Source organism: Bernardetia sp. MNP-M8 (genome assembly GCF_037126285.1).
In the GTDB taxonomy this organism is placed as follows: Bacteria; Bacteroidota; Bacteroidia; order Cytophagales; family Bernardetiaceae; genus Bernardetia.
Genome location: NZ_CP147012.1, coordinates 560,106 through 578,756 on the forward strand (window position 1 = coordinate 560,106; position 18,651 = coordinate 578,756).

The window sequence follows — 18,651 nt, forward strand, 5'->3', positions numbered from 1 at the left end:
TTATTTATTCTGAATTGACTAACAAACAGACATTTGTTAGCTATTGCATTTTCGAAAATACAAAAAAGTAAGTAAATTTTACATTTTATGATTATTTATCTTGTCTTAATTGCTCTATAAAAAAGAAGGTCAAATAAAAAAAGTCTTTACTAGATTATTTCTAATAAAGACTTTTCTGTTTTTAAAATTATCAATCAAAATTAATAGTATATTATTCTGCGCTTAATTCTTTGCTAAACTTTGAAAGCAACTTTTCACAAAGCGAACGATTCATCAAATGTGTATAAATCTGTGGTGTAATATCACGAAGACGTTTAGAAGAACCGTCTTTAAACTCAATTTCAAGAGTTTTTTCTGCTAAATTATAAACAGCAGAACGAATTGTTTGATAAGAAAATGGGAAATGTCTCATGGTTGTGTGATTTTAGAGTAAAGGATAAAGAAATTATTTTTCCTAATGGCTAAGTTCCGAGTTAAAGCAAAATACTACTTTAATGGTCTATTAATATAAGTATTTTTTTTGAGAAATCATTCCATTTTCATATTTTTTTTTCAACAAAAAATAGTTAAAATTCTATATGTTATTTTTTCTTATAGTTGAGAAAAAGAAAGGGTTTTTTGCTTCAATTAATTGCATATTTTGAATAATTAGTCAAAATTTGCGAACTTGATAGTTTATATCCAAAATCAATTATAATCTCTACTATGTTAAAGAAAAATTACTTTTTATCCCTCTTTTTAGGGATTTTTGCTTTCTCTAGTGTCTATTTGTCCTCAGAGGCAATAGCACAAGATGATAAAAAAACAAAAATTAGTGTTACAGACATTTATTCAAATGGAACACTTTACGCAAAAAATCTACAAGGCGTAGACTGGACAAACAATGGTCAGTTTTATACTCGTATGGATGGCAATTCTATTGTTCGTTATGATATAAAAACCAATGAAGCTGTCGAAACTATTTTTGATGGTGATGCTTCCGACCCAAAAATTACCATTGCAGAATATTCTTTTTCAGATAAAGAAGACAAAATTTTGATTCAAACGAACCGTCAGTCTATTTATCGTCGTTCGTATGTAGCTGAATATTATGTAGTTGATACAAAGGATAAATCAGTAAAGAAATTATCAGAGAAAGGTCGTTCTGCATACTCTACTTTTTCTCCTGATGGCTCAAAAGTAGCTTTTTTTAGAGATAATAACCTCTTCTATACAATTTTATCAGACATGACAGAAGTTCAGATTACAGATGATGGACTTTTCAATAAAATCATAAATGGTGCAGGAGATTGGGTTTATGAAGAAGAATTTAGCCTTACAAAAGCCTTTGATTGGTCGCCAGATGGAAAAAATTTGGCTTTTGTTCAGTTTGATGAGAGCAAAGTAATGGAATATAATATGCAATATTGGGCTGATAAATCTCAATTATATCCTATTGATTACAAATTCAAGTATCCAAAAGCAGGTGCAGATAATTCTACACTCAAAGTTTTTGTTTATAATTTGGATTCTAAAGAAAAAAAAGAAATTGATTTAGGAGAAGAAAAAGATATTTATGTTCCTCGTTTGCAGTTTACAAATGATGCTGATATTTTGGCAATTCGTAGAATGAACCGTCTACAAAACAAAATTGACCTTATTCATGCTGACATAAAAACAGGTAAAACGAAAGTAGTTTATTCTGATGAAGATAAAGATGGTTATGTTGATTTTGAATATACTCAAGATTTGATTTATCTTGAAGATGGTAAGCATTTTATTGTTTCTAGTGAGCGTACAGGATACAAGCATTTGTATCTTTATACAATGGATGGAAAGCAAGTCAGTCAAATTACAAATGGAGATTGGGAAGTCATTGAGCTTTTAGGAGTAGAAGAAAAAGGATTAAAAGTACCGATGTTGTATTATATTTCTACACAAGATTCTCCTTTAGAGCGTCATTTGTACATGGTAGATTTGAAAGGTAAAAAAACTCGTAAGCTAACAGACAGACACGGAACAAACTCTGTTGATATGAGTAAAGATTTTGCTTTCTATATCCTTACCCATGAAAGTACAGAAATGCCTGTCAATTATCGTTTGTATCAAACAAAAGGAAATTTGTTATTGAGCAAAATTCAAGATAACGATGGACTTATTCAAACATTCAAAGAAAATGACTTGCCTCAAAAAGAGATTTCTTCTTTTAAAAATAGAAATGGTGAAACCCTGAATTATCAAATTTTTAAGCCAGTAGATTTTGATAAGAATAAAAAATATCCTGTTTTGATGCACGTCTATGGAGGACCAGGTTCTCAACTTGTAACTGATTCTTGGGCAGGTGGAACAAACGACCTTTGGCACGGAATGCTAACTCAAAAAGGCTATATTGTAGTTACTGTAGACAATCGTGGTACACAAGGACGTGGCGAAGCATTCAAAAAGGCAACTTATAAAAACCTTGGAAAGCTAGAAGTAGAAGATCAAATTGACGGAGCAAAATTTCTTGGTGATTTGCCTTATGTAGATAAAGACAGAATTGGTATTTGGGGCTGGAGTTATGGTGGTTATATGTCTTCGCTTTTAATGACACTTGGAGCTGATTATTTTAAAGCTGGAATTGCTGTTGCTCCTGTTACTTCGTGGAGATATTATGATACAATTTATACAGAACGTTTCTTGCAACGTCCACAAGATAATCCTAGTGGTTATGATGATTTTTCGCCAATTACACACGCTGCAAAACTAAAAGGAGAGTTTCTTTTGGTTCATGGAACAGGTGATGATAATGTGCATGTTCAGAATGCTATTGCTCTTCAAAATGCTCTTGTAAATGCAAATCGCCCTTTTGAAATGTTCTATTATCCAGATAGAAATCACGGAATTTATGGTGGAATGACACGAATTCACTTATATAATATGATGACAAAATTTGTAGAAGATAATTTATAGAATCTATATTTTTCTGTCAGTTAAAATCCTCTCTGTTAGATTAATTCTAATGGAGAGGATTTTTTACTTTTATTGATTACTTCTTCTTTCCATATAGGTTTGTAAAATCAAAACAGCACTTATTTTGTCTACATTAGATTTATTACGACGGTTTTTCTTACTCATTCCACCACTAATCATGGCATCTAAGGCAAGCGAAGAAGTAAAACGCTCGTCTTCCAAAGCAATCGGAATATCTGGGAAAAGAGTTTCTAATTTTTTCTGAAATTTTACCACGGCTGCTGCATTACTAGAAGGTGAATTATCTAATTTTTTAGGCATTCCTAATACAAAAACTTCTACAGGTTCGGTTTCTATATAATTTTTAAGATACTCCAAAACTTCTTTTTCGGCAACAGTTTCTAAAGCTGTCGCAATTATTTTTTCAGAATCTGTAACGGCTAAACCTACTCTTTTTTGTCCGTAATCAATGGCTAATAATCTTCCCATACTATATTTTTCTTTATACAAATTTTAAATTTTACTCAAAAATACACTAAAACAAATCCATTTTTGTTAAAAACTCTAATTTTATACTTAAATTTCACTTTTAAAATAAATTTATTATCAAAATATCCAAAAAATGATAAAGCAATTATCTTCAAAACTACTTATTGCAGGAATCTTATGTGCATTTTATGCGTGTGGAACTCCAAACAATACAGAAAGCACAACAGAAGCTGACTCAAATACAGAAATTCAGCAAGCTGTAAATGCAGAAGCAAATACAGAACAAGAAAATTTGGAATATGCTGAAAAAGCAGAAGCAACTGAGCAAGCTATTTCTTTTTATGAAGCATTAAAAAATGGTTTGTACGAAAACACTACTGCAATGGTAGAACAGAATATGTACACCAATTTTTCAGAAACTACTTGGTTAGAAATGCTTAAAAAAGAGGCAGAAACAAACGGACAAGTAGAAAAATATGCTCTACAAGCCTCTAAATATGAAAAGGTAGAAGGTACTAATAGTGGACACAAAGTAGAGTTTACTTTTGAAGTAACACGAAACGGAAAAAAATATATAGAAGAAATGGACTGGTATAAAACTGATAGTCAGCCTTTTTTACTAACAGAAATAGAGTACAAAAAAGAAAATAGTACAGAAGAAGATGATGACTAATTTTTATCAAACCTAAACCTATAAGATTTTTAGAAACCTTATAGGTTTTTTTGTTTAATTAGAATTATTTTGTTCCAAAATATTGACTGGAAACTCTTTTTGCAAGAGCTGATACATTTCTTTTTCTTCTAATGTTTTTTGCTGTGCAAAATCTATAATTTCTATTGCATTATATTTCACAACCATTTTTTTAGTCAAAAAATCTGCCTTCGAATCATTATATCCTGCTTTGATTTGATCTAAAACTTCAATATAAAAATTATAATCAGTTTGGCGTTGGCTACTCAAAACGACAACTGCTTTTTGTGGATTTTGTGAATAATTGTCCTCTTTTCCATAATTCATCAAATGCGTTTTGACAAGTTTTTTTATATCTGAAACTGTTGCATTTCTATCAGACTCAATCAAAATTTTGTTTTCAGAATTGATACTAACTCTCAAAACATCTCTATCTAAAGCTGGTGTAGGCTGTATTTTTTGTTCTTGTTTTGGTGGTAAAGACATTGCAAATCCTTTTTCAGATGCTATTCGTGTACTGACTAAAAAAAAGATAAGTAATAAAAAGGCAATATCTGCCATCGAACTAGCATTAACAGTGGCTTTTTCTCGTTTAAGATTCATAAAATTGAACGTTTAAATAATTAAAAAATGAGACCTAATTAGTAATTAATAAGCTGTTTTATATTTATTTTGAAGTAAAATCTAAAAGCTCGCTTTATTTTTGAATCCTTTTTTATCAAATTAGTAACAATTCTATTTTTAAAATCTTAAATACTATAAGCAACGTAACTTAAAAAAACTGCGTTTCTGAATTAAATATGTAATTGTACTACACCAAAAAATTCTACCTATTCTATATATTTAAAAAAAAAACATGAAAAGTCATAGCAAAAACCTGTGGGTGTGTATTTTATCTTTATTCACAACTCTCTGTTTATCAAATCATACATTTGCTCAAAATGTAAATCCAGCAAATACTAAAAAATTAGTTTTAGACAAACCTTTTGTTGATTACAAACCAGTCTACAAAAAATGGCAGAATAATTATATTTTAGATAAAATTGATTATACAAAAGACCGTACTATTTTTCATTTTCGTTATGTTTCTCATTATGAGCAAGGAACAGCAACCTATTATGGACCAGGAGAAGATTTAGCATGGTTCTTAAAAAATGACGAAAATCCTTCAGAGGTTTTTGAATTGATAGAAATAAAGAATATTGCTGTCCATGATATTATCAAACGTCCTATTTTGAACACAAAAGAAGCAGTAGTATTTGAAACTGAGGAAGGAGCTGTATTTACCTGTGAAGTGCATTTTGAACGATTGCCAAAAGATGTAAAAGTTGTAGATTTTATAGAAGGTATAGGGGCTGAGGAAAAAACAAATCATTTTAATTGTCTTGATGTTGAAGTAAAAACTATTGATAACGAAAATTTAGGTTCACTAGATGATATGATTGATAATATCTTAGACTTTGAACAACAAATTGATGGAGTATTAGCAGAGAAATTTTTAGACTTAACAAATGAATTAAGACAAGAAGGATGTCATTGTGGTGGAAGTTATTTTCCTCCTGTAGAGCCTGTTGAATGGGATAGTACTATTGCTATTTCTACAAAAAGGTTAGTTATTGCCTTATGGCTAAAAGAGGGTATGACAACTGATATAGATGGCAAAAGTACACAACAAAGACTTTCAGAAGCAGGAATAAAAACAGAAAGAGCCTACGAAAACATGTCATACAGTTTTACAGAAATTGAGCAGGCTTTTCGTGGTTGGAAACTCACCCCTCCACAATGTAAACGCTTAATGGATGCACAAGTAAAACGAATTGGAGCAGCTAGAAAAGAAAGATACTGGTCAATGGTTTTGATTTATTAAAAGTTCAATTACAGATTACGGATTAAAAATTACGAGTTGTTTAGCTTGACTTACAATTTACTTATCATAACAGTTGTTATCTTTCCTATTAATTTCTCAAGCAAAACTATTTTCATATTGAACACTCACAAAATAAATTCTACCTCTCATTCAGATTTTTTGAATGAAAGTCGACAAGATCCAATTACAGGTGATTTGATTGTAGAAGGCGATGAAATCGTTTTTTGCAAGGAATGTAAATCGGCTTTTTTAAAAAGCTCGTGGGAATATCTAAACGAAAAACATTGTAATCAGAACAGAACTTTAGCCATTTTTCCAGTAAAAAAGACACTCAATTTAAAATCGAAGAGGCAATATTTTAAAGCGTATCTGCACAGTATTTCAGATTGGAAACAGTTTGACACACAGCTTAAAACATTGCCTTGGTTACTTTCTAGTTTGGATTTGAAGGAATATAAAAAGACGAAAAATGATATAAATTTCACATTTGGAAAAGTAGTTTCAATTTCTATATTATCAATTTTTTTATTTATGGAAGGAGTACAAAACGATTTTATAAATAATGATTTAGCTATAATAGGTTTTATAATTCTTATGATTATTTCAGTTTCAGCTATCATATTTTTTTGGTCTAAAATAGCATCAAAAGATACTGAATTTGTATTAGACAAAAATAGCGCACCTTCCATTAGCATAGAAAAAGACCAAATTATTGTTTTTATGCCTTATAAAGAGCAAAAAGTAACTCTAGCAAAACACAAAATCGAAGAAATTGAGCTTATTCCGAAAGAAGAAAATAATTACAAATTACGTGTTTCATACAAAACAGGAACTATGTTTTTCTCCATGAATCTAAATCATTTAAAGTTTGAAAATTTGATAGAAACACTTTATGAGTGGTCAAATACCGTCAGAATTGATTTAACAAAAGTAAAATTTGCAGTAAGTGGAATGAGAGATTATAGTTATTTGTATGCTTCCTTGGATGATGATGATGAAAATCCGAATTTACTTTTGCCTTAATTTTTTAAACTTTGAATGTAAATAACAAAAATTTAACTAAAACAATTTAATTTTGGAAAAAATACTCATTTCAAAGCATAAAGAACACTATTTCAAAACCCATTTGATTAACCTTTCAGATTGGAAACAATTTGAATTACAACTCAAAACATTGCCATGGGAAGTTTCTAGTTTGGACATGAAAGAGTTTAAAGAGAAACCTAAACATTCAGTTGCACGCTTAGGCATATTTATAAGCTCATTATTATTATTTTCTCTTTTGATTTATCTAATTTCCATTATCACTCATTCCTATCTAATACTCTTTTTATTTATAACAGGAATTATGCTTATTGGAATGTTTTTAAGTGAAGGTTTGAAGATGATAGATAAGCTAAAAAAACCAATCATAAGCATAGAACAAGACCAAATCATTGTATTTATGCCCTATAAAGAACAAAAAGTAATTTTGGAAAAACATAAAATTGAAGAAATTAAACTGATTCCAAAAGAGGAGAATAATTATCAATTACAGATTTCATTCAAAGAAGAAGTATTGTTCTTTTCAATGAATCTAAATGAAGATATGCTCAATAATTTAATAAAAATACTTACAGATTGGTCAGATACAGTAAAAATTGATTTATCAAATTATAATAATTTCAAAATCAACTTACTTAATAACCAAAAAAATCCCTTTGCAGCTTTATAGTTCTTATATTTTAATGATTCTTTGAAATGATATAGTACAGAAATAGAGAGTGATTTATATTCTTCTTTATTTCGACACAAATAAAATCCTTTTTGACAGACTTTAAAAGTAGAATAAAGATGAGGGTTATTTTTTTTCTTAAATGTAGAGGAATGAGAATGATTTGTCTTTCTATAAAAAGTCAGATTTTCATTAAGGAAAATATATTTCCACTTTCTACTACTTCGCACCCAAAAGTCATAATCTTCATACGAAAGTGATTCATCATAACCTCCTAATTCTTCCAAAACCTCTCTTTTAATTAGCATTGTAGGCGAACAAATCATTCCTCCTGCTCTGATTAGTTCTTTAAAAATAAAACCGTCTTTTGGTAGTTTTTTGTACCAATCAAAATAATAGTTTCCTAGTTTGTTGCTGTTTTCATCAACTTCTTCATTTATTAGGGTAGCATTTGTAAAACAAACTCCTGTTTGAGTATCAGCACTTTCTAAAATCTTGACTTGTTTCTCTAGTTTATCAATTTCAAATTTGTCATCGGCTGCCAAATCTATGATATACCTTCCTTTCGAAATTCTAAAACCTTCATTAAAAGCTGCACAGTTTCCTTTATTATGTTCTAAATGAATAGTTTGAAGATTTTGAAGAGGATTATTTTTTACAATTTTATCTATAATTTCTTTGCTGTTATCCGTACTGGCATCATTTACGATAATCAATTCCCAATTTTTATAGGTCTGATTAAAGATAGAATACAGAGCTTCTTCGATAAAATTGGAATGATTGTAACACAAACAAATTATTGAAACCATTTTTAGATAGAATATTCTTTAGGACTTTCGCAAATGTAAAAACCTACAAAATTTCTGATTCAAGTGTCGACGCTTGAATCAGGTTTATAAAATAAAAATTTCGTGTATTTGCTCTATTTTTGAATCACTAGTTTCTTAACAGTAGTAAAATTTTTGTACTGACATCTAACTAAATACATTCCATTTTTCATAAAAGCAGGAAGTTTTATTTCTTTATCAGTAGCAAAAGAAGAATATGGATTTAATGAATATTCTCCTAAAACTTTTCCAGTTAAATCTATAATTTGAACAGCCTCAACTTTGCCATTCAAATTTATTTTATCCTGTGCAGGATTAGGATATAACACTAAATTTTGTTGCCACAGCTCATATCCATTATTTTCTGTAACATCTTCAATTGCTGTAACGACATCTTCTTTTGAAAAAACAGGACGTAGCATCAGACTTCCATCAACAAATTCGTTTTGCTCCCAATAATTTCGAACATTAAAAAACATTTTGCTTTTAGAATCTGTCTGCAAATCCAATCCGATAGGCAACATATTTTCGCCTAATTGTTGAATTCCTATATAAATAGTGTCTGAAACATCAATAGAACGAGAAAGAGCAATGCGTTTAAATTCATTTATGTTATCAGAATATCTAAGAATGGTATTTTGAGTAAGCATAACAGAATCTGTGATTTCAGTTTTTGAAAAATCAATTTTTTTCCAAACTTTAATATTAAAAGTTTGATTTTCTACACTTGCTCCAATTCTTGCAAAATAAACATCTATATGAGTCAGCACATCAGGTTGTGAGACATAATACTGATAGGCAAGTTGCCCAAATTTTTGATTAATTCCTGCTGCATATTCTGCTGTTCCGTCATCGTAAGCATAATAATCTTTAAATACAGAAGTTTGGCTAATTGTATCATTGCTTCTAGTATAAACTCCTCCAAAATTCTCATCTGGTTCTCTTGTATTTACTTGAAACTGATGCGTAATGGTCATCGAATCCTGTCCTTGTGGTAATAGATTGGCATAGGGAATAGCTACAATTTTTTTGTTTCTCTCAAAACCTTCAATTAATGTAGAAGAAGAAGCTCTCTCATCATCCAAACCATACCAATAACCTAAAATATCTTTTGTTTCTTCGTTTCTGACTTCACACAAATAAGAAATTACATTGAATGTTTGATCTAAATTATTTACAGTAGAAAAAATAGAATCTGTTAAAAATTGTGTTGTATCACTCCAAAAATGATCATAAGGAACAGCCGAATAAGGTTTGATAAAATGAGTAGGAGATTGGCTTGTGGCTACATCTAAGAAAACAGTATCAGTGGCATTTCTATTTGTATTAAAATAAATATAATCTACATTCCAAACATCAAATGCTCCTGAGAGACGATTATAAGAAGTAAAACGAAACTGCAAACTATCATGAAAAAACTTTTCGTCTTCTATTTTGAAGATAATATGTTCGAAGCGTTTGGTATCAATTCTACCTCCTCTTTTTTCCCATTGTTGCTCCCAGTTTCCTTCATCATCTAAAAACTCTACTTTCAAAAAGTCTGTTGTATCAGGTGTTTCTCCATTTCCACGAGCCTGTACCATAAAAGAAAAGAAAAGTTCTTCACTTGGATCGACTAAGGTCAAATCAAAACGTTGAGAAGTAAGTGTGTCTCCCAAACCCTGACGAGTTGGAAAAAGTTGGTCATAAGGCTTTCCATTTGCTGCTACACCATCAAAAGTAGCCACATTTTTTGTTGGTGGATTCAATGGAATTCCGTTATTGATAAAAACGCCACTCCCTTTTATCCATTTAGCCGAATCAGCCATACCTACTGAAGTAGTGGAAAAATCTTCAAAGAAAGGTAATGTAAGCACAATTGTGTCTTCTTCTATACGTTGAATTTTGTTCAGACGAGGAGATAAAGAGTTCGTTTTTTTAGTGTCTTTGTGTTTTTGAGAGCTGTTTTGAGTTTGAATAGGAAAAATCAAAATTTGAGCAACAGCTTGAGTATATATTCCTGTACCTATAAAAATAAGCAGGAAAAGTGTTATTATCGTTTTGTTCATAACTACAAAAATAAGGAAAAATAGATTTTTTTATCGAATTGAATCGATTTGGAAGGTTAAAATTTAATTTTGTAGATATTTTTCCGATAAATAAAGTGGGAGTTGGGTGGATGTATTTTTAATTTATTTACAAAGATAATTGTTTGTCAATAGTTATCAAACTTATACAGAGCATGTTCTTTAAAATCTTTGTTTTTAGGGCAACCCATGTACTCTATGAAGTTGTTTGAGAATAGAAAAATTATGTTCTGTCTGCTACAAGTTTTATTTTTCCACAAAGTAGGGTTTGCAAATCCTATTTTATGGAAAAGTACATAGCCTTTGATTGGTGTTTTTTAGCGTCGTGACACCAGCAAATACACTTACAAAACCTATTCTTACTGTACTCTACTTTTTTTAAAAGTGTTTTTTAGTTGCAGCGCAACATTATATAATTTATAATATTCAGAAAAAAATATCAATATTGCGTTGCGCTGCAACTTTTATAACTTTATAATTTTACTTTTTTTTACAAATATTGCGTTGCGCTGCAACTTGAATATCAAATCAAAAAAAAGTAGGGTACAGTAACCTATTCTTAAACGACTTCTAAAAAATAAAAATGATTTATCAAAAATCCTGACTATTATTTGAATAGTTTTTTCCAAAAAGGCTTTCTAGGAGTATGCTCTTTTCCTTTTATAATTTCATCTCCTTGCGTAATTTCATCCCCCATAAGTCCAGAGATAGGTTCTAATTCTTTATAATTCTGACACACAATCTTCAATATTGCAGCTAGAGGGATAAACAAAACCATTCCAGATACTCCCCATACAAATCCACCAGTCACCAAAGATAAAATTGCAGCTAAAGGATTCAAACTTACTTCTCCACCAATAATTTTTGGAGTAAGAAAATTTCCTTCTACAAACTGCACAGCCCAAAAAGCAATCAAAACATATAATGCCATTGTTGGACTATGATTCATGAGGGCATACAAAGCAGGTAAAAGCGCACCAACTCCTGTTCCTACATAAGGAATAATTGCCAAACAAGCAGCCAAAAAGCCAAAAAAGAAAGGAGAATCAACACCAATAATCCACAGTGCAATACTATCTAAAAGACCAATAATAAAAATAATTGTTATGAGTCCCCCAATATATTTTTGTCCTACTTGTTGTACGTCTGCTAACAGATGAGTAAAAGCAACACGATAATCTGTATGCACAAAACGCAACAATACTTTTCTTATTCCTGTACGATAAAGTAACAAAAGAAAAACATAAATTGGAACAAGTATTAATCCTGAAAAAAAGTTACTTGTCTGATTGAGAGTACCTGAAAGCAATGAGCTTTCTGTAAGCCAAGTTTGTGCTTTTTTGAGTAAACTCTCATCATCTAGTTTTGAGTTGGGAACAATTTTGTTATACTGTTCAATTCCTTGATGTACCAATCCTAATAATTTTCCTCTAAAATCTTCAAACTCACGCACAATACTGACTACTTGAGTAGAGAAAAAATAAAACAGACCAAACAAGCCCAATATAACAATAAAAAAACAAATGAGAATACTCAGAATACGAGGTATGCCTTTCTTTTCAAAAAATTTACACATCGGATAAAGAATAAAAGAAATTAATACCGAATAAGTAAAAGGAATTAAAAGACCTTTAGCCTCTATTATTGCAAAGACAAAAAGCACTAAAAAAGCAACAATATAAAACGCTGTCTCGACAGAGAAAGGAAGTTTGGTAAATTGGAGATTATTTTCCATAAAAAGATAAAAAAAATAGAGTTTAAAAAATGATATTCCTGAAATTTGAATTAGAAGATGCAAATTTACCTAAAAAAAGCAAAACATAATCATACAACTACATTTTGCTTTTTATGTTGAATAAAGCTAGAAAAAAATTACCTTTTTTAAACTAAAAAGGTAAACGATAATGAGAAAGTTGAACAAAAAAATCAGAAACTGCACTAGGAATAAGTATTGCACTAATCACAAAGCCAGTTACAGCTCCGTATAAGTGAGCCGAATGATTGATATTATCAGATGAGTTTTTGCTTTGATAATAAGAATAAATCACATACAGAGTACCCAAAATAAATGCAGGAATTGGAATCGGAATTAATAATAGATATAAATCACTTGTAGGTTGAAATAAAATAGAAGCAAAAACAATCGCTGAAACTCCCCCTGATGCACCTAGTGAACTATAAGCAGGCATATCTTTGTATTTAAAAAACGAAGGTAAATCAGAAAGAATAATGGCAATCAAATAAACTCCTAAAAAAATAGCTGAACCCAAAATGTCTCCATAATTATTTCTATATACCTTTTCTACCACTCCTCCAAAAAAGAAAAAAGTTAGCATATTAAAACCCAAATGTGATAGTCCATTATGAATAAACCCTGATGAAAGAAGACGGTAGTATTCCTTATTTTTATTAGCCAAAAAAGGATTATGTAATAACTTGGCTTGTAGTTCTGGATTATTAAATCCCAAAACACTAATAATAATTGTAACTACTAAAATAGCTAAAGAAACTGAAATGACCATTTTATATAAATTTTGATGTGAATTGCTCAATACAATTAGTAAGTAAATAAATAATCTAACGAAAAAATAAGTGTATTAGATAAAAATACACTAATTTTAAATAATTTTTTAAGGAATTTATAGAATTAAATTCCTTAAAAACAGAATTAAGTCAAATAAAACAACGTGCAAACGAAACACTATCAAAAAGAACTCGTTATGTAAATAAATTGATAGCTTTACTATTATCTTTTAAGAATAGTTTGTAGGATTTTATTTAGTTAAACAAATCTATTGAAAGATAACTTTATTTAAGTAAATCATTTCAAAAATCATCCAAAAGTAAAAAATAAAAATTGTGAAAGAAACTATATATAGAAGCATTGTAAAAGGAATCAGTTGGCGAGTATTTGCAACCATAGATACTATTTTATTGTCATGGCTCATTACAGGTCATTTTGGAGATGCCCTAAAAATTGGTTTAGGAGAAGTTTTTACCAAAACCATTCTCTACTTTTTACATGAAAGAGCTTGGAATCGTATCAAAGAGAGTGATAATCGTTTGCTTTCTCATGGTAAAAGTTTTTTAAAAGGTGTTAGTTGGAGAATCTTTGGAACAATAGATACCTTTATGATTGCCTTCTTTTTTACAGGAACTCCTTTTGCAGCTTCACAAATCGCAGCCTTTGAGGTAATTACTAAATTATCTCTTTATTATTTCCATGAGCGTGTTTGGGAACGTGTAATGTGGGGAAAAATAGACCGTACTCCTCATGCTACAACTGTTGAGGAATGTATAAATTGTCAATAAAACACGATTCAGAGATTAGCTTTCAAATTATTTATAAAAAACACGCAATAAAATAAATGAATCTATTGCGTGTTTTTTACATTAAAAAAAATGTTTTTTATTTTCTAAGCTGAAACAAAATCAACATTCAAAAATAAACGTTCTTAAACTATTAAACACGCTCCAAACTACTTTCTGTAATAATTTCACCTGTCATTTCTTTTGGAATTTCTATATTCATCAAACTCAAAATAGTAGGGGCAATGTCTCCTAGTTTGCCATCTTTGAGAGAATAATTATTCTTTATTGCTTCATTTGAAAGCAAAAACATAGGAACTTCGTTTGTGGTATGTGCTGTATTTGGCGTTCCATCTTCATTTTTCATTTTATCTGCATTTCCGTGGTCTGCAATAATGATAACTTGATAGCCATTTTTCAAAGCTGCTTGAGAAACTTCTTTTGCACAACTGTCTACTGTTTCACAGGCTTTTACGGCAGCCTCAAAAACTCCTGTATGCCCGACCATATCAGGATTAGCAAAATTTAGACACACAAAATCAGGTTTGTTTTGATTTAAATCTTGTATGACTTTATCTTTTAGTTCAAAAGCACTCATTTCAGGCTTCAAATCGTAGGTAGCTACTTTTGGAGATGCACACATGATTCTGTTTTCGCCTTCAAATTGTTTTTCTCTTCCTCCCGAGAAAAAGAAAGTAACATGAGGATATTTTTCAGTTTCGGCTGCACGAAGTTGAGTTTTATTATTGCTCTCCAAAACTTCTCCTAGCGTATTATTCAAATTTATATCATCAAAGATGACTTTGACATTCTTAAAATTCTTATTGTAATTAGTCATTGTAACATAATATACATCTAATTTTTTCATGTCTTGCTCTTCAAAGTCTTGCTGACTCAAGGCTTGTGTTATTTCTCTACATCTATCTGTACGAAAATTGAAAGCAATTACAACATCATCTTTTTCTATTTTTGCTAAAGGTTCGTTATTTTCATCTGTAATAATGATGGGTTTCAAAAACTCATCTGTTACTCCTTCTTTGTATGATTCTTTCAAAGCCAAAACTGCATTTTTCACTTTTTTGCCTTCGCCTTTTACCATTGCATCATAAGAAAGCTTTACTCTTTCCCATCGGTTATCTCTATCCATTGCATAATAACGACCAACTAAAGAAGCCATTTTTGCATTTGTAGTTTTTAAATGATTCTCCAAATCTGTCAAAAAACCTTCTCCTGAATTTGGGTCTGTATCTCTTCCATCTGTAAAACCATGAATAAAAATATTTTTCAAACCAGCTTCTGTAGCAAGTGAGGTTAGAGCTTTTAGATGAGAAGTATGAGAGTGAACTCCACCTTCTGAAATCAAACCCACAAAGTGAAGTTTTACGCCTTTTTCTTTTGTATAACTAAAGGCATTTTGTAGTATTTCATTTTTATCTAATTCATTATTTTGAATAGCAGAATTTATGCGAGCTAAGTTTTGATAAACTACTCTTCCTGCACCAATATTCATGTGTCCAACTTCTGAGTTTCCCATTTGTCCCTTTGGAAGTCCTACAAACTCACCATCAGTTCTGAGTTTTGAATTTGGATAATTAGTATATAAACTATCTACAAAAGGCGTTTTGGCTGCATCAATAGCTGAAACGGTTGCATCTTGAGCAATTCCCCAGCCGTCCAAAATCATTAAAAGGACTTTTTTAGTATTTTCTGTGTTGTTCATTTCTTGGTTATTGTATTGTTAGTGATACACCAACAAGGGCTTTATTTTTTATCAAAAACGAAGTTAAAAAAAATACTACAAAAATTAAGATTATCATCTTGACTTCTTATATAGAGCTACCCATTCAATCCTGTCAAATGGTCAGCAAGATGTAAATAATGCGCTCTTTCGTATTGTGATTTAGAAAGATTCCCATACATAAAATGAGGTTCGTAAGCCGTATTATGATTTTCAAAATCGGAAATAGACTTTCTCACTCTATCAAAAGCAGCTTGTAAGTTGCCCTCTTTTTCTATTGGCGTAGCATCTGGAATAGGGTCATTTCTATCGTGTATCATATAACCTTGTGCATCAAATTTTTCAAAAACTATCTTTCCTATAGTATTTTGAATAATTTTTGGACGATGTTTGGGAAATCCTACCAATGAGTATTCTATACTTTGAGCGCAATGAACAAGATTTTGATGCAACGACCAATCTCCGATTAACTGAATTTTTTTAGGGTCTAACAAGACTATTTTTTCTAATCTATCTAGTTCTTCTTGGGCTTCTTTTAATGACGAGAAAGAAATATTTCTCAGTATTTCTTTTTTTGTAGATAATTTGTGGTCAAGAGCAAAGCTTCCTCCTGCTGCTCCCACAAGAACAACACCTGATGTAATTGCTCCGATTTTTAAAAATTTTCGACGATTCATAAGTAAGTGTTTTTTAAATTCTGTTTATAACATATAACTCATAATTTACACAAAAAAAATGCTATTTTTCAAAACTTAGTCTATCTTTTTTTACCTTCGTAGCTGTATATACTCAAACAGCAAATTATGAAAGTTACTGAAAGCGAGCAATTATTATTAAAACACCTTCAAGGAACAATTTCGCCTTATGAGCGAACTATTTTGATGCGTATAATTGAAGAAGGTGAGGAAGAAGAAGATGCTGAAAAGGCAGAATTACCACCTCAAAAAATTTTGGCATGGGAAGAAATTTGGCAAAGAACTAATTTAGAAACTCCAAATTTTGATACAAATAATAACTCTGATAAACAAAATAATGAGATTTTATATTTTGAAGAAATTGTAAATCAAATCAATCAGAAATTGGGTTTTGAAGATATAGAAAGTAATAAAACAGACAAATCTAAAAAAGAAAAACCAACTCAAAACTCAAGTCAAAATAGAACTGTTCCATCAGCAACAGCTCTATCAGAACGAAAAGAGTATGAAGAATTTGAAGAGTCTGAACTTAAAAAACGATTAAAAAAACGAAAATCAAAAAATTCTTGGTTTGCTTTTTCTGTTGTGATTGTTTTTGCTATTGGTTTAGGCATTGGTTTGCAATATCTCAATAGTTATGTAGATAACCAACCAAAAGAATGGCGAGACAAACTACTTTCAGATAGCTCAAAAGTACGTTATACAACAGATTCTCGTTTTGTTTTTCCAACTGAATTTAGAAGCGATGAAAGAGCTGTTCAGCTTGTAGGTTTGGCAGAATTAGAAGTAAAACCAAATTTAATTTCCTTTACATTAGATGCAGGAAGTTTCAGAGTCAAAACCAAAGAAGCTACTTTTGACGTATCTAGTCAAGATAGTTTGTTTGTTTTTGTGAAAAAAGGAGAAGTTATCGTTTATACTATTTCAGATACACTAGCAAGATTAAAAGAAAATCAATTATTGCGTTATCATCCAAAATTAAAAAAATGGGATATTAAAACACTAGAAAAATGAGTAATTCGGATTCAAAAAATCAACAACAAAATACAGATAAAAAAATGGGTTTCAATGCCACTTGGTCTATGGCTGTTGGTGGAATGGTTGGAGGTGGAATTTTTTCTGTTTTGGGAGTTATTATCAGTACAGCAGCAGAATGGGCTTGGCTTAGTTTTATAATAGCAGGAGTGATTGCACTTATTTCAGCGCATAGTTATGCACAACTTTCTATTACTTATGAAAAAAGTGGTGGAGCTTTTACTTTTCTTTCAGAAGCTACTCATGAAAAAATAGCCACAAGTTTGTCTTGGATTCTTATTTTAGGCTATATTCTTACTATTTCTGTGTATGCTTTTACTTTCGGACATTATGTAGCTAATGTGGTAAACTTGGGCGATTGGTTGCCTCGTGTACTTGCTTTTGCTATTATTTTTGGACTTGCACTTATCAATTTTAGAGGTATAGGCGATTCATCTAATGTAGAAATTATTACTGTTTGGGGAAAACTCTTTGTTCTTTTAGGTTTGGCTATTTTCGGACTTTCACAATGGGATATGCCACAACTTACAAAAGGAATTGAACCCAAACCTTGGCATACTGCTATTATTGGGGCAGCTACTATTTTTATGGCGTACGAAGGTTTTCAACTTCTTTCCTATGATTACGACGACATGAAAAACCCTAAAAAAACACTTCCTAAAGCTACCATTTCAGCAGTTATTGCAGTTATTGGTATTTATGTTTTGGTTTCTTTGGGTGCAACTATGCTTGTAGGTGCTGATGTGCTTATCGAAAAAAAGGAGGTGGCTTTAGCTTTAGCAGGAAAACAAGCATTAGGAACAACAGGGCTTATTTTGGTGACAATTGCAGCAGCATTTTCGACAGGCTCTGCCATTAATGCAACTTTATTTTCAACAGGAAGATTAGTCGAAACAGTAGCACAAAATAAAGATTTACCTTCTTTTTTGGCAAAAGAAAACAAATCAAAAGTTCCCTTTTATGCCATTTCTATCCTTGCAGCATTAGCTATTTTACTTGCCGTTATTGGTTCTTTGGATAGTTTGGTAGAAGCTGCTAGTTTGATTTTTCTGATTACTTTCGGAATTGTCAATTATTTAGCTTTCAAGAAAAAAGTAAAGTACCATTGGTTTTGTCTTTTGGGAAGTATAAGCTGTTTAGCAGCCATTCTGATTTCTTCTTACAGACAGTTTCAAGAAAATCCAATTCCATCAAGTATTGTTTGGGGAATTATTATTTTGATTTTTATTACCAGTCCTTATCTTTCAAAAAAGATAAAGCAGTAGTTTAGAAATTAGAGAATGAAAATA

General features: G+C 30.7%; 17 protein-coding genes. 8 read left to right on the forward strand and 9 right to left on the reverse strand.

Annotated elements, in window-relative coordinates; all coding sequences use genetic code 11:
- Window positions 1–211: 211 nt before the first annotated feature.
- Window positions 212–412 (reverse strand): KTSC domain-containing protein, encoded by a 201-nt coding sequence (locus tag V9L04_RS02425; protein ID WP_338792474.1) that lies wholly within the window; start codon window positions 410–412, stop codon window positions 212–214.
- Between the two features lie 293 nt (window positions 413–705).
- Between V9L04_RS02425 and V9L04_RS02430 the strand changes: the two genes are divergently transcribed.
- The gene (locus tag V9L04_RS02430; protein ID WP_338792475.1) at window positions 706–2,931 is read left to right on the forward strand and encodes a S9 family peptidase; all 2,226 of its coding nucleotides are present in this window, start codon (window positions 706–708) and stop codon (window positions 2,929–2,931) included.
- A 69-nt stretch (window positions 2,932–3,000) separates the two neighbouring features.
- On the opposite strand, the gene ruvX is transcribed toward V9L04_RS02430, so the two are convergent.
- Complete coding sequence (gene ruvX, locus V9L04_RS02435; RefSeq protein ID WP_338792476.1) at window positions 3,001–3,420, reverse strand: Holliday junction resolvase RuvX; 420 nt, start codon at window positions 3,418–3,420, stop codon at window positions 3,001–3,003.
- 133 nt (window positions 3,421–3,553) lie between these two features.
- Here ruvX and V9L04_RS02440 point away from each other — a divergent pair, with 133 nt between their 5' ends.
- Complete coding sequence (locus V9L04_RS02440) at window positions 3,554–4,093, forward strand: hypothetical protein (RefSeq protein WP_338792477.1); 540 nt, start codon at window positions 3,554–3,556, stop codon at window positions 4,091–4,093.
- 54 nt (window positions 4,094–4,147) lie between these two features.
- Here V9L04_RS02440 and V9L04_RS02445 read toward each other — a convergent pair whose 3' ends face one another.
- Window positions 4,148–4,714, reverse strand: coding sequence for a biopolymer transporter ExbD (locus V9L04_RS02445; RefSeq protein WP_338792478.1), 567 nt, complete (start codon window positions 4,712–4,714; stop codon window positions 4,148–4,150).
- Window positions 4,715–4,967: 253 nt separating this feature from the next.
- Here V9L04_RS02445 and V9L04_RS02450 point away from each other — a divergent pair, with 253 nt between their 5' ends.
- The 3 genes from V9L04_RS02450 to V9L04_RS02460 all read left to right on the forward strand — a co-directional run bounded on the left by V9L04_RS02450 (window position 4,968) and on the right by V9L04_RS02460 (window position 7,692).
- Window positions 4,968–5,978 carry a hypothetical protein gene (locus tag V9L04_RS02450; RefSeq protein WP_338792479.1) on the forward strand — a complete coding sequence of 337 codons (1,011 nt, stop codon included), beginning with the start codon at window positions 4,968–4,970 and terminating at the stop codon, window positions 5,976–5,978.
- Window positions 5,979–6,095: 117 nt separating this feature from the next.
- Entirely contained in the window at window positions 6,096–7,001 is a 906-nt protein-coding gene (locus V9L04_RS02455; RefSeq protein ID WP_338792480.1) for a hypothetical protein, read from the forward strand.
- 52 nt (window positions 7,002–7,053) lie between these two features.
- Entirely contained in the window at window positions 7,054–7,692 is a 639-nt protein-coding gene (locus V9L04_RS02460) for a hypothetical protein (RefSeq protein WP_338792481.1), read from the forward strand.
- Here the strand turns inward: V9L04_RS02460 and V9L04_RS02465 are convergent.
- The 4 genes from V9L04_RS02465 to V9L04_RS02480 form a co-directional block, all read right to left on the reverse strand.
- Window positions 7,632–8,501: a glycosyltransferase gene (locus V9L04_RS02465; RefSeq protein ID WP_338792482.1), complete on the reverse strand. Its 870-nt coding sequence runs from the start codon at window positions 8,499–8,501 to the stop codon at window positions 7,632–7,634. The genes V9L04_RS02460 and V9L04_RS02465 overlap by 61 nt on opposite strands.
- Window positions 8,502–8,614: 113 nt before the next feature.
- Window positions 8,615–10,567: a T9SS type A sorting domain-containing protein gene (locus V9L04_RS02470; RefSeq protein ID WP_338792483.1), complete on the reverse strand. Its 1,953-nt coding sequence runs from the start codon at window positions 10,565–10,567 to the stop codon at window positions 8,615–8,617.
- Window positions 10,568–11,192: 625 nt separating this feature from the next.
- Window positions 11,193–12,320, reverse strand: coding sequence for an AI-2E family transporter (locus tag V9L04_RS02475; protein ID WP_338792484.1), 1,128 nt, complete (start codon window positions 12,318–12,320; stop codon window positions 11,193–11,195).
- Between the two features lie 151 nt (window positions 12,321–12,471).
- Window positions 12,472–13,107: a rhomboid family intramembrane serine protease gene (locus tag V9L04_RS02480; RefSeq protein WP_338792485.1), complete on the reverse strand. Its 636-nt coding sequence runs from the start codon at window positions 13,105–13,107 to the stop codon at window positions 12,472–12,474.
- A 337-nt stretch (window positions 13,108–13,444) separates the two neighbouring features.
- Here V9L04_RS02480 and V9L04_RS02485 point away from each other — a divergent pair, with 337 nt between their 5' ends.
- On the forward strand, window positions 13,445–13,897 hold the full coding sequence (locus V9L04_RS02485; protein WP_338792486.1) for a DUF2061 domain-containing protein: 453 nt from the start codon (window positions 13,445–13,447) through the stop codon (window positions 13,895–13,897).
- Window positions 13,898–14,048: 151 nt separating this feature from the next.
- Here V9L04_RS02485 and gpmI read toward each other — a convergent pair whose 3' ends face one another.
- Both gpmI and V9L04_RS02495 read right to left on the reverse strand, forming a co-directional pair.
- Window positions 14,049–15,614, reverse strand: coding sequence for a 2,3-bisphosphoglycerate-independent phosphoglycerate mutase (gene gpmI / locus V9L04_RS02490; protein WP_338792487.1), 1,566 nt, complete (start codon window positions 15,612–15,614; stop codon window positions 14,049–14,051).
- Window positions 15,615–15,730: 116 nt separating this feature from the next.
- Window positions 15,731–16,309 carry a DUF1569 domain-containing protein gene (locus tag V9L04_RS02495; RefSeq protein ID WP_338792488.1) on the reverse strand — a complete coding sequence of 193 codons (579 nt, stop codon included), beginning with the start codon at window positions 16,307–16,309 and terminating at the stop codon, window positions 15,731–15,733.
- A 126-nt stretch (window positions 16,310–16,435) separates the two neighbouring features.
- Here V9L04_RS02495 and V9L04_RS02500 point away from each other — a divergent pair, with 126 nt between their 5' ends.
- Complete coding sequence (locus tag V9L04_RS02500; RefSeq protein ID WP_338792489.1) at window positions 16,436–17,341, forward strand: hypothetical protein; 906 nt, start codon at window positions 16,436–16,438, stop codon at window positions 17,339–17,341.
- Window positions 17,338–18,627: an APC family permease gene (locus V9L04_RS02505; RefSeq protein WP_338792490.1), complete on the forward strand. Its 1,290-nt coding sequence runs from the start codon at window positions 17,338–17,340 to the stop codon at window positions 18,625–18,627. The genes V9L04_RS02500 and V9L04_RS02505 overlap by 4 nt, the downstream gene beginning before the upstream one ends.
- Window positions 18,628–18,651: the final 24 nt, after the last annotated feature.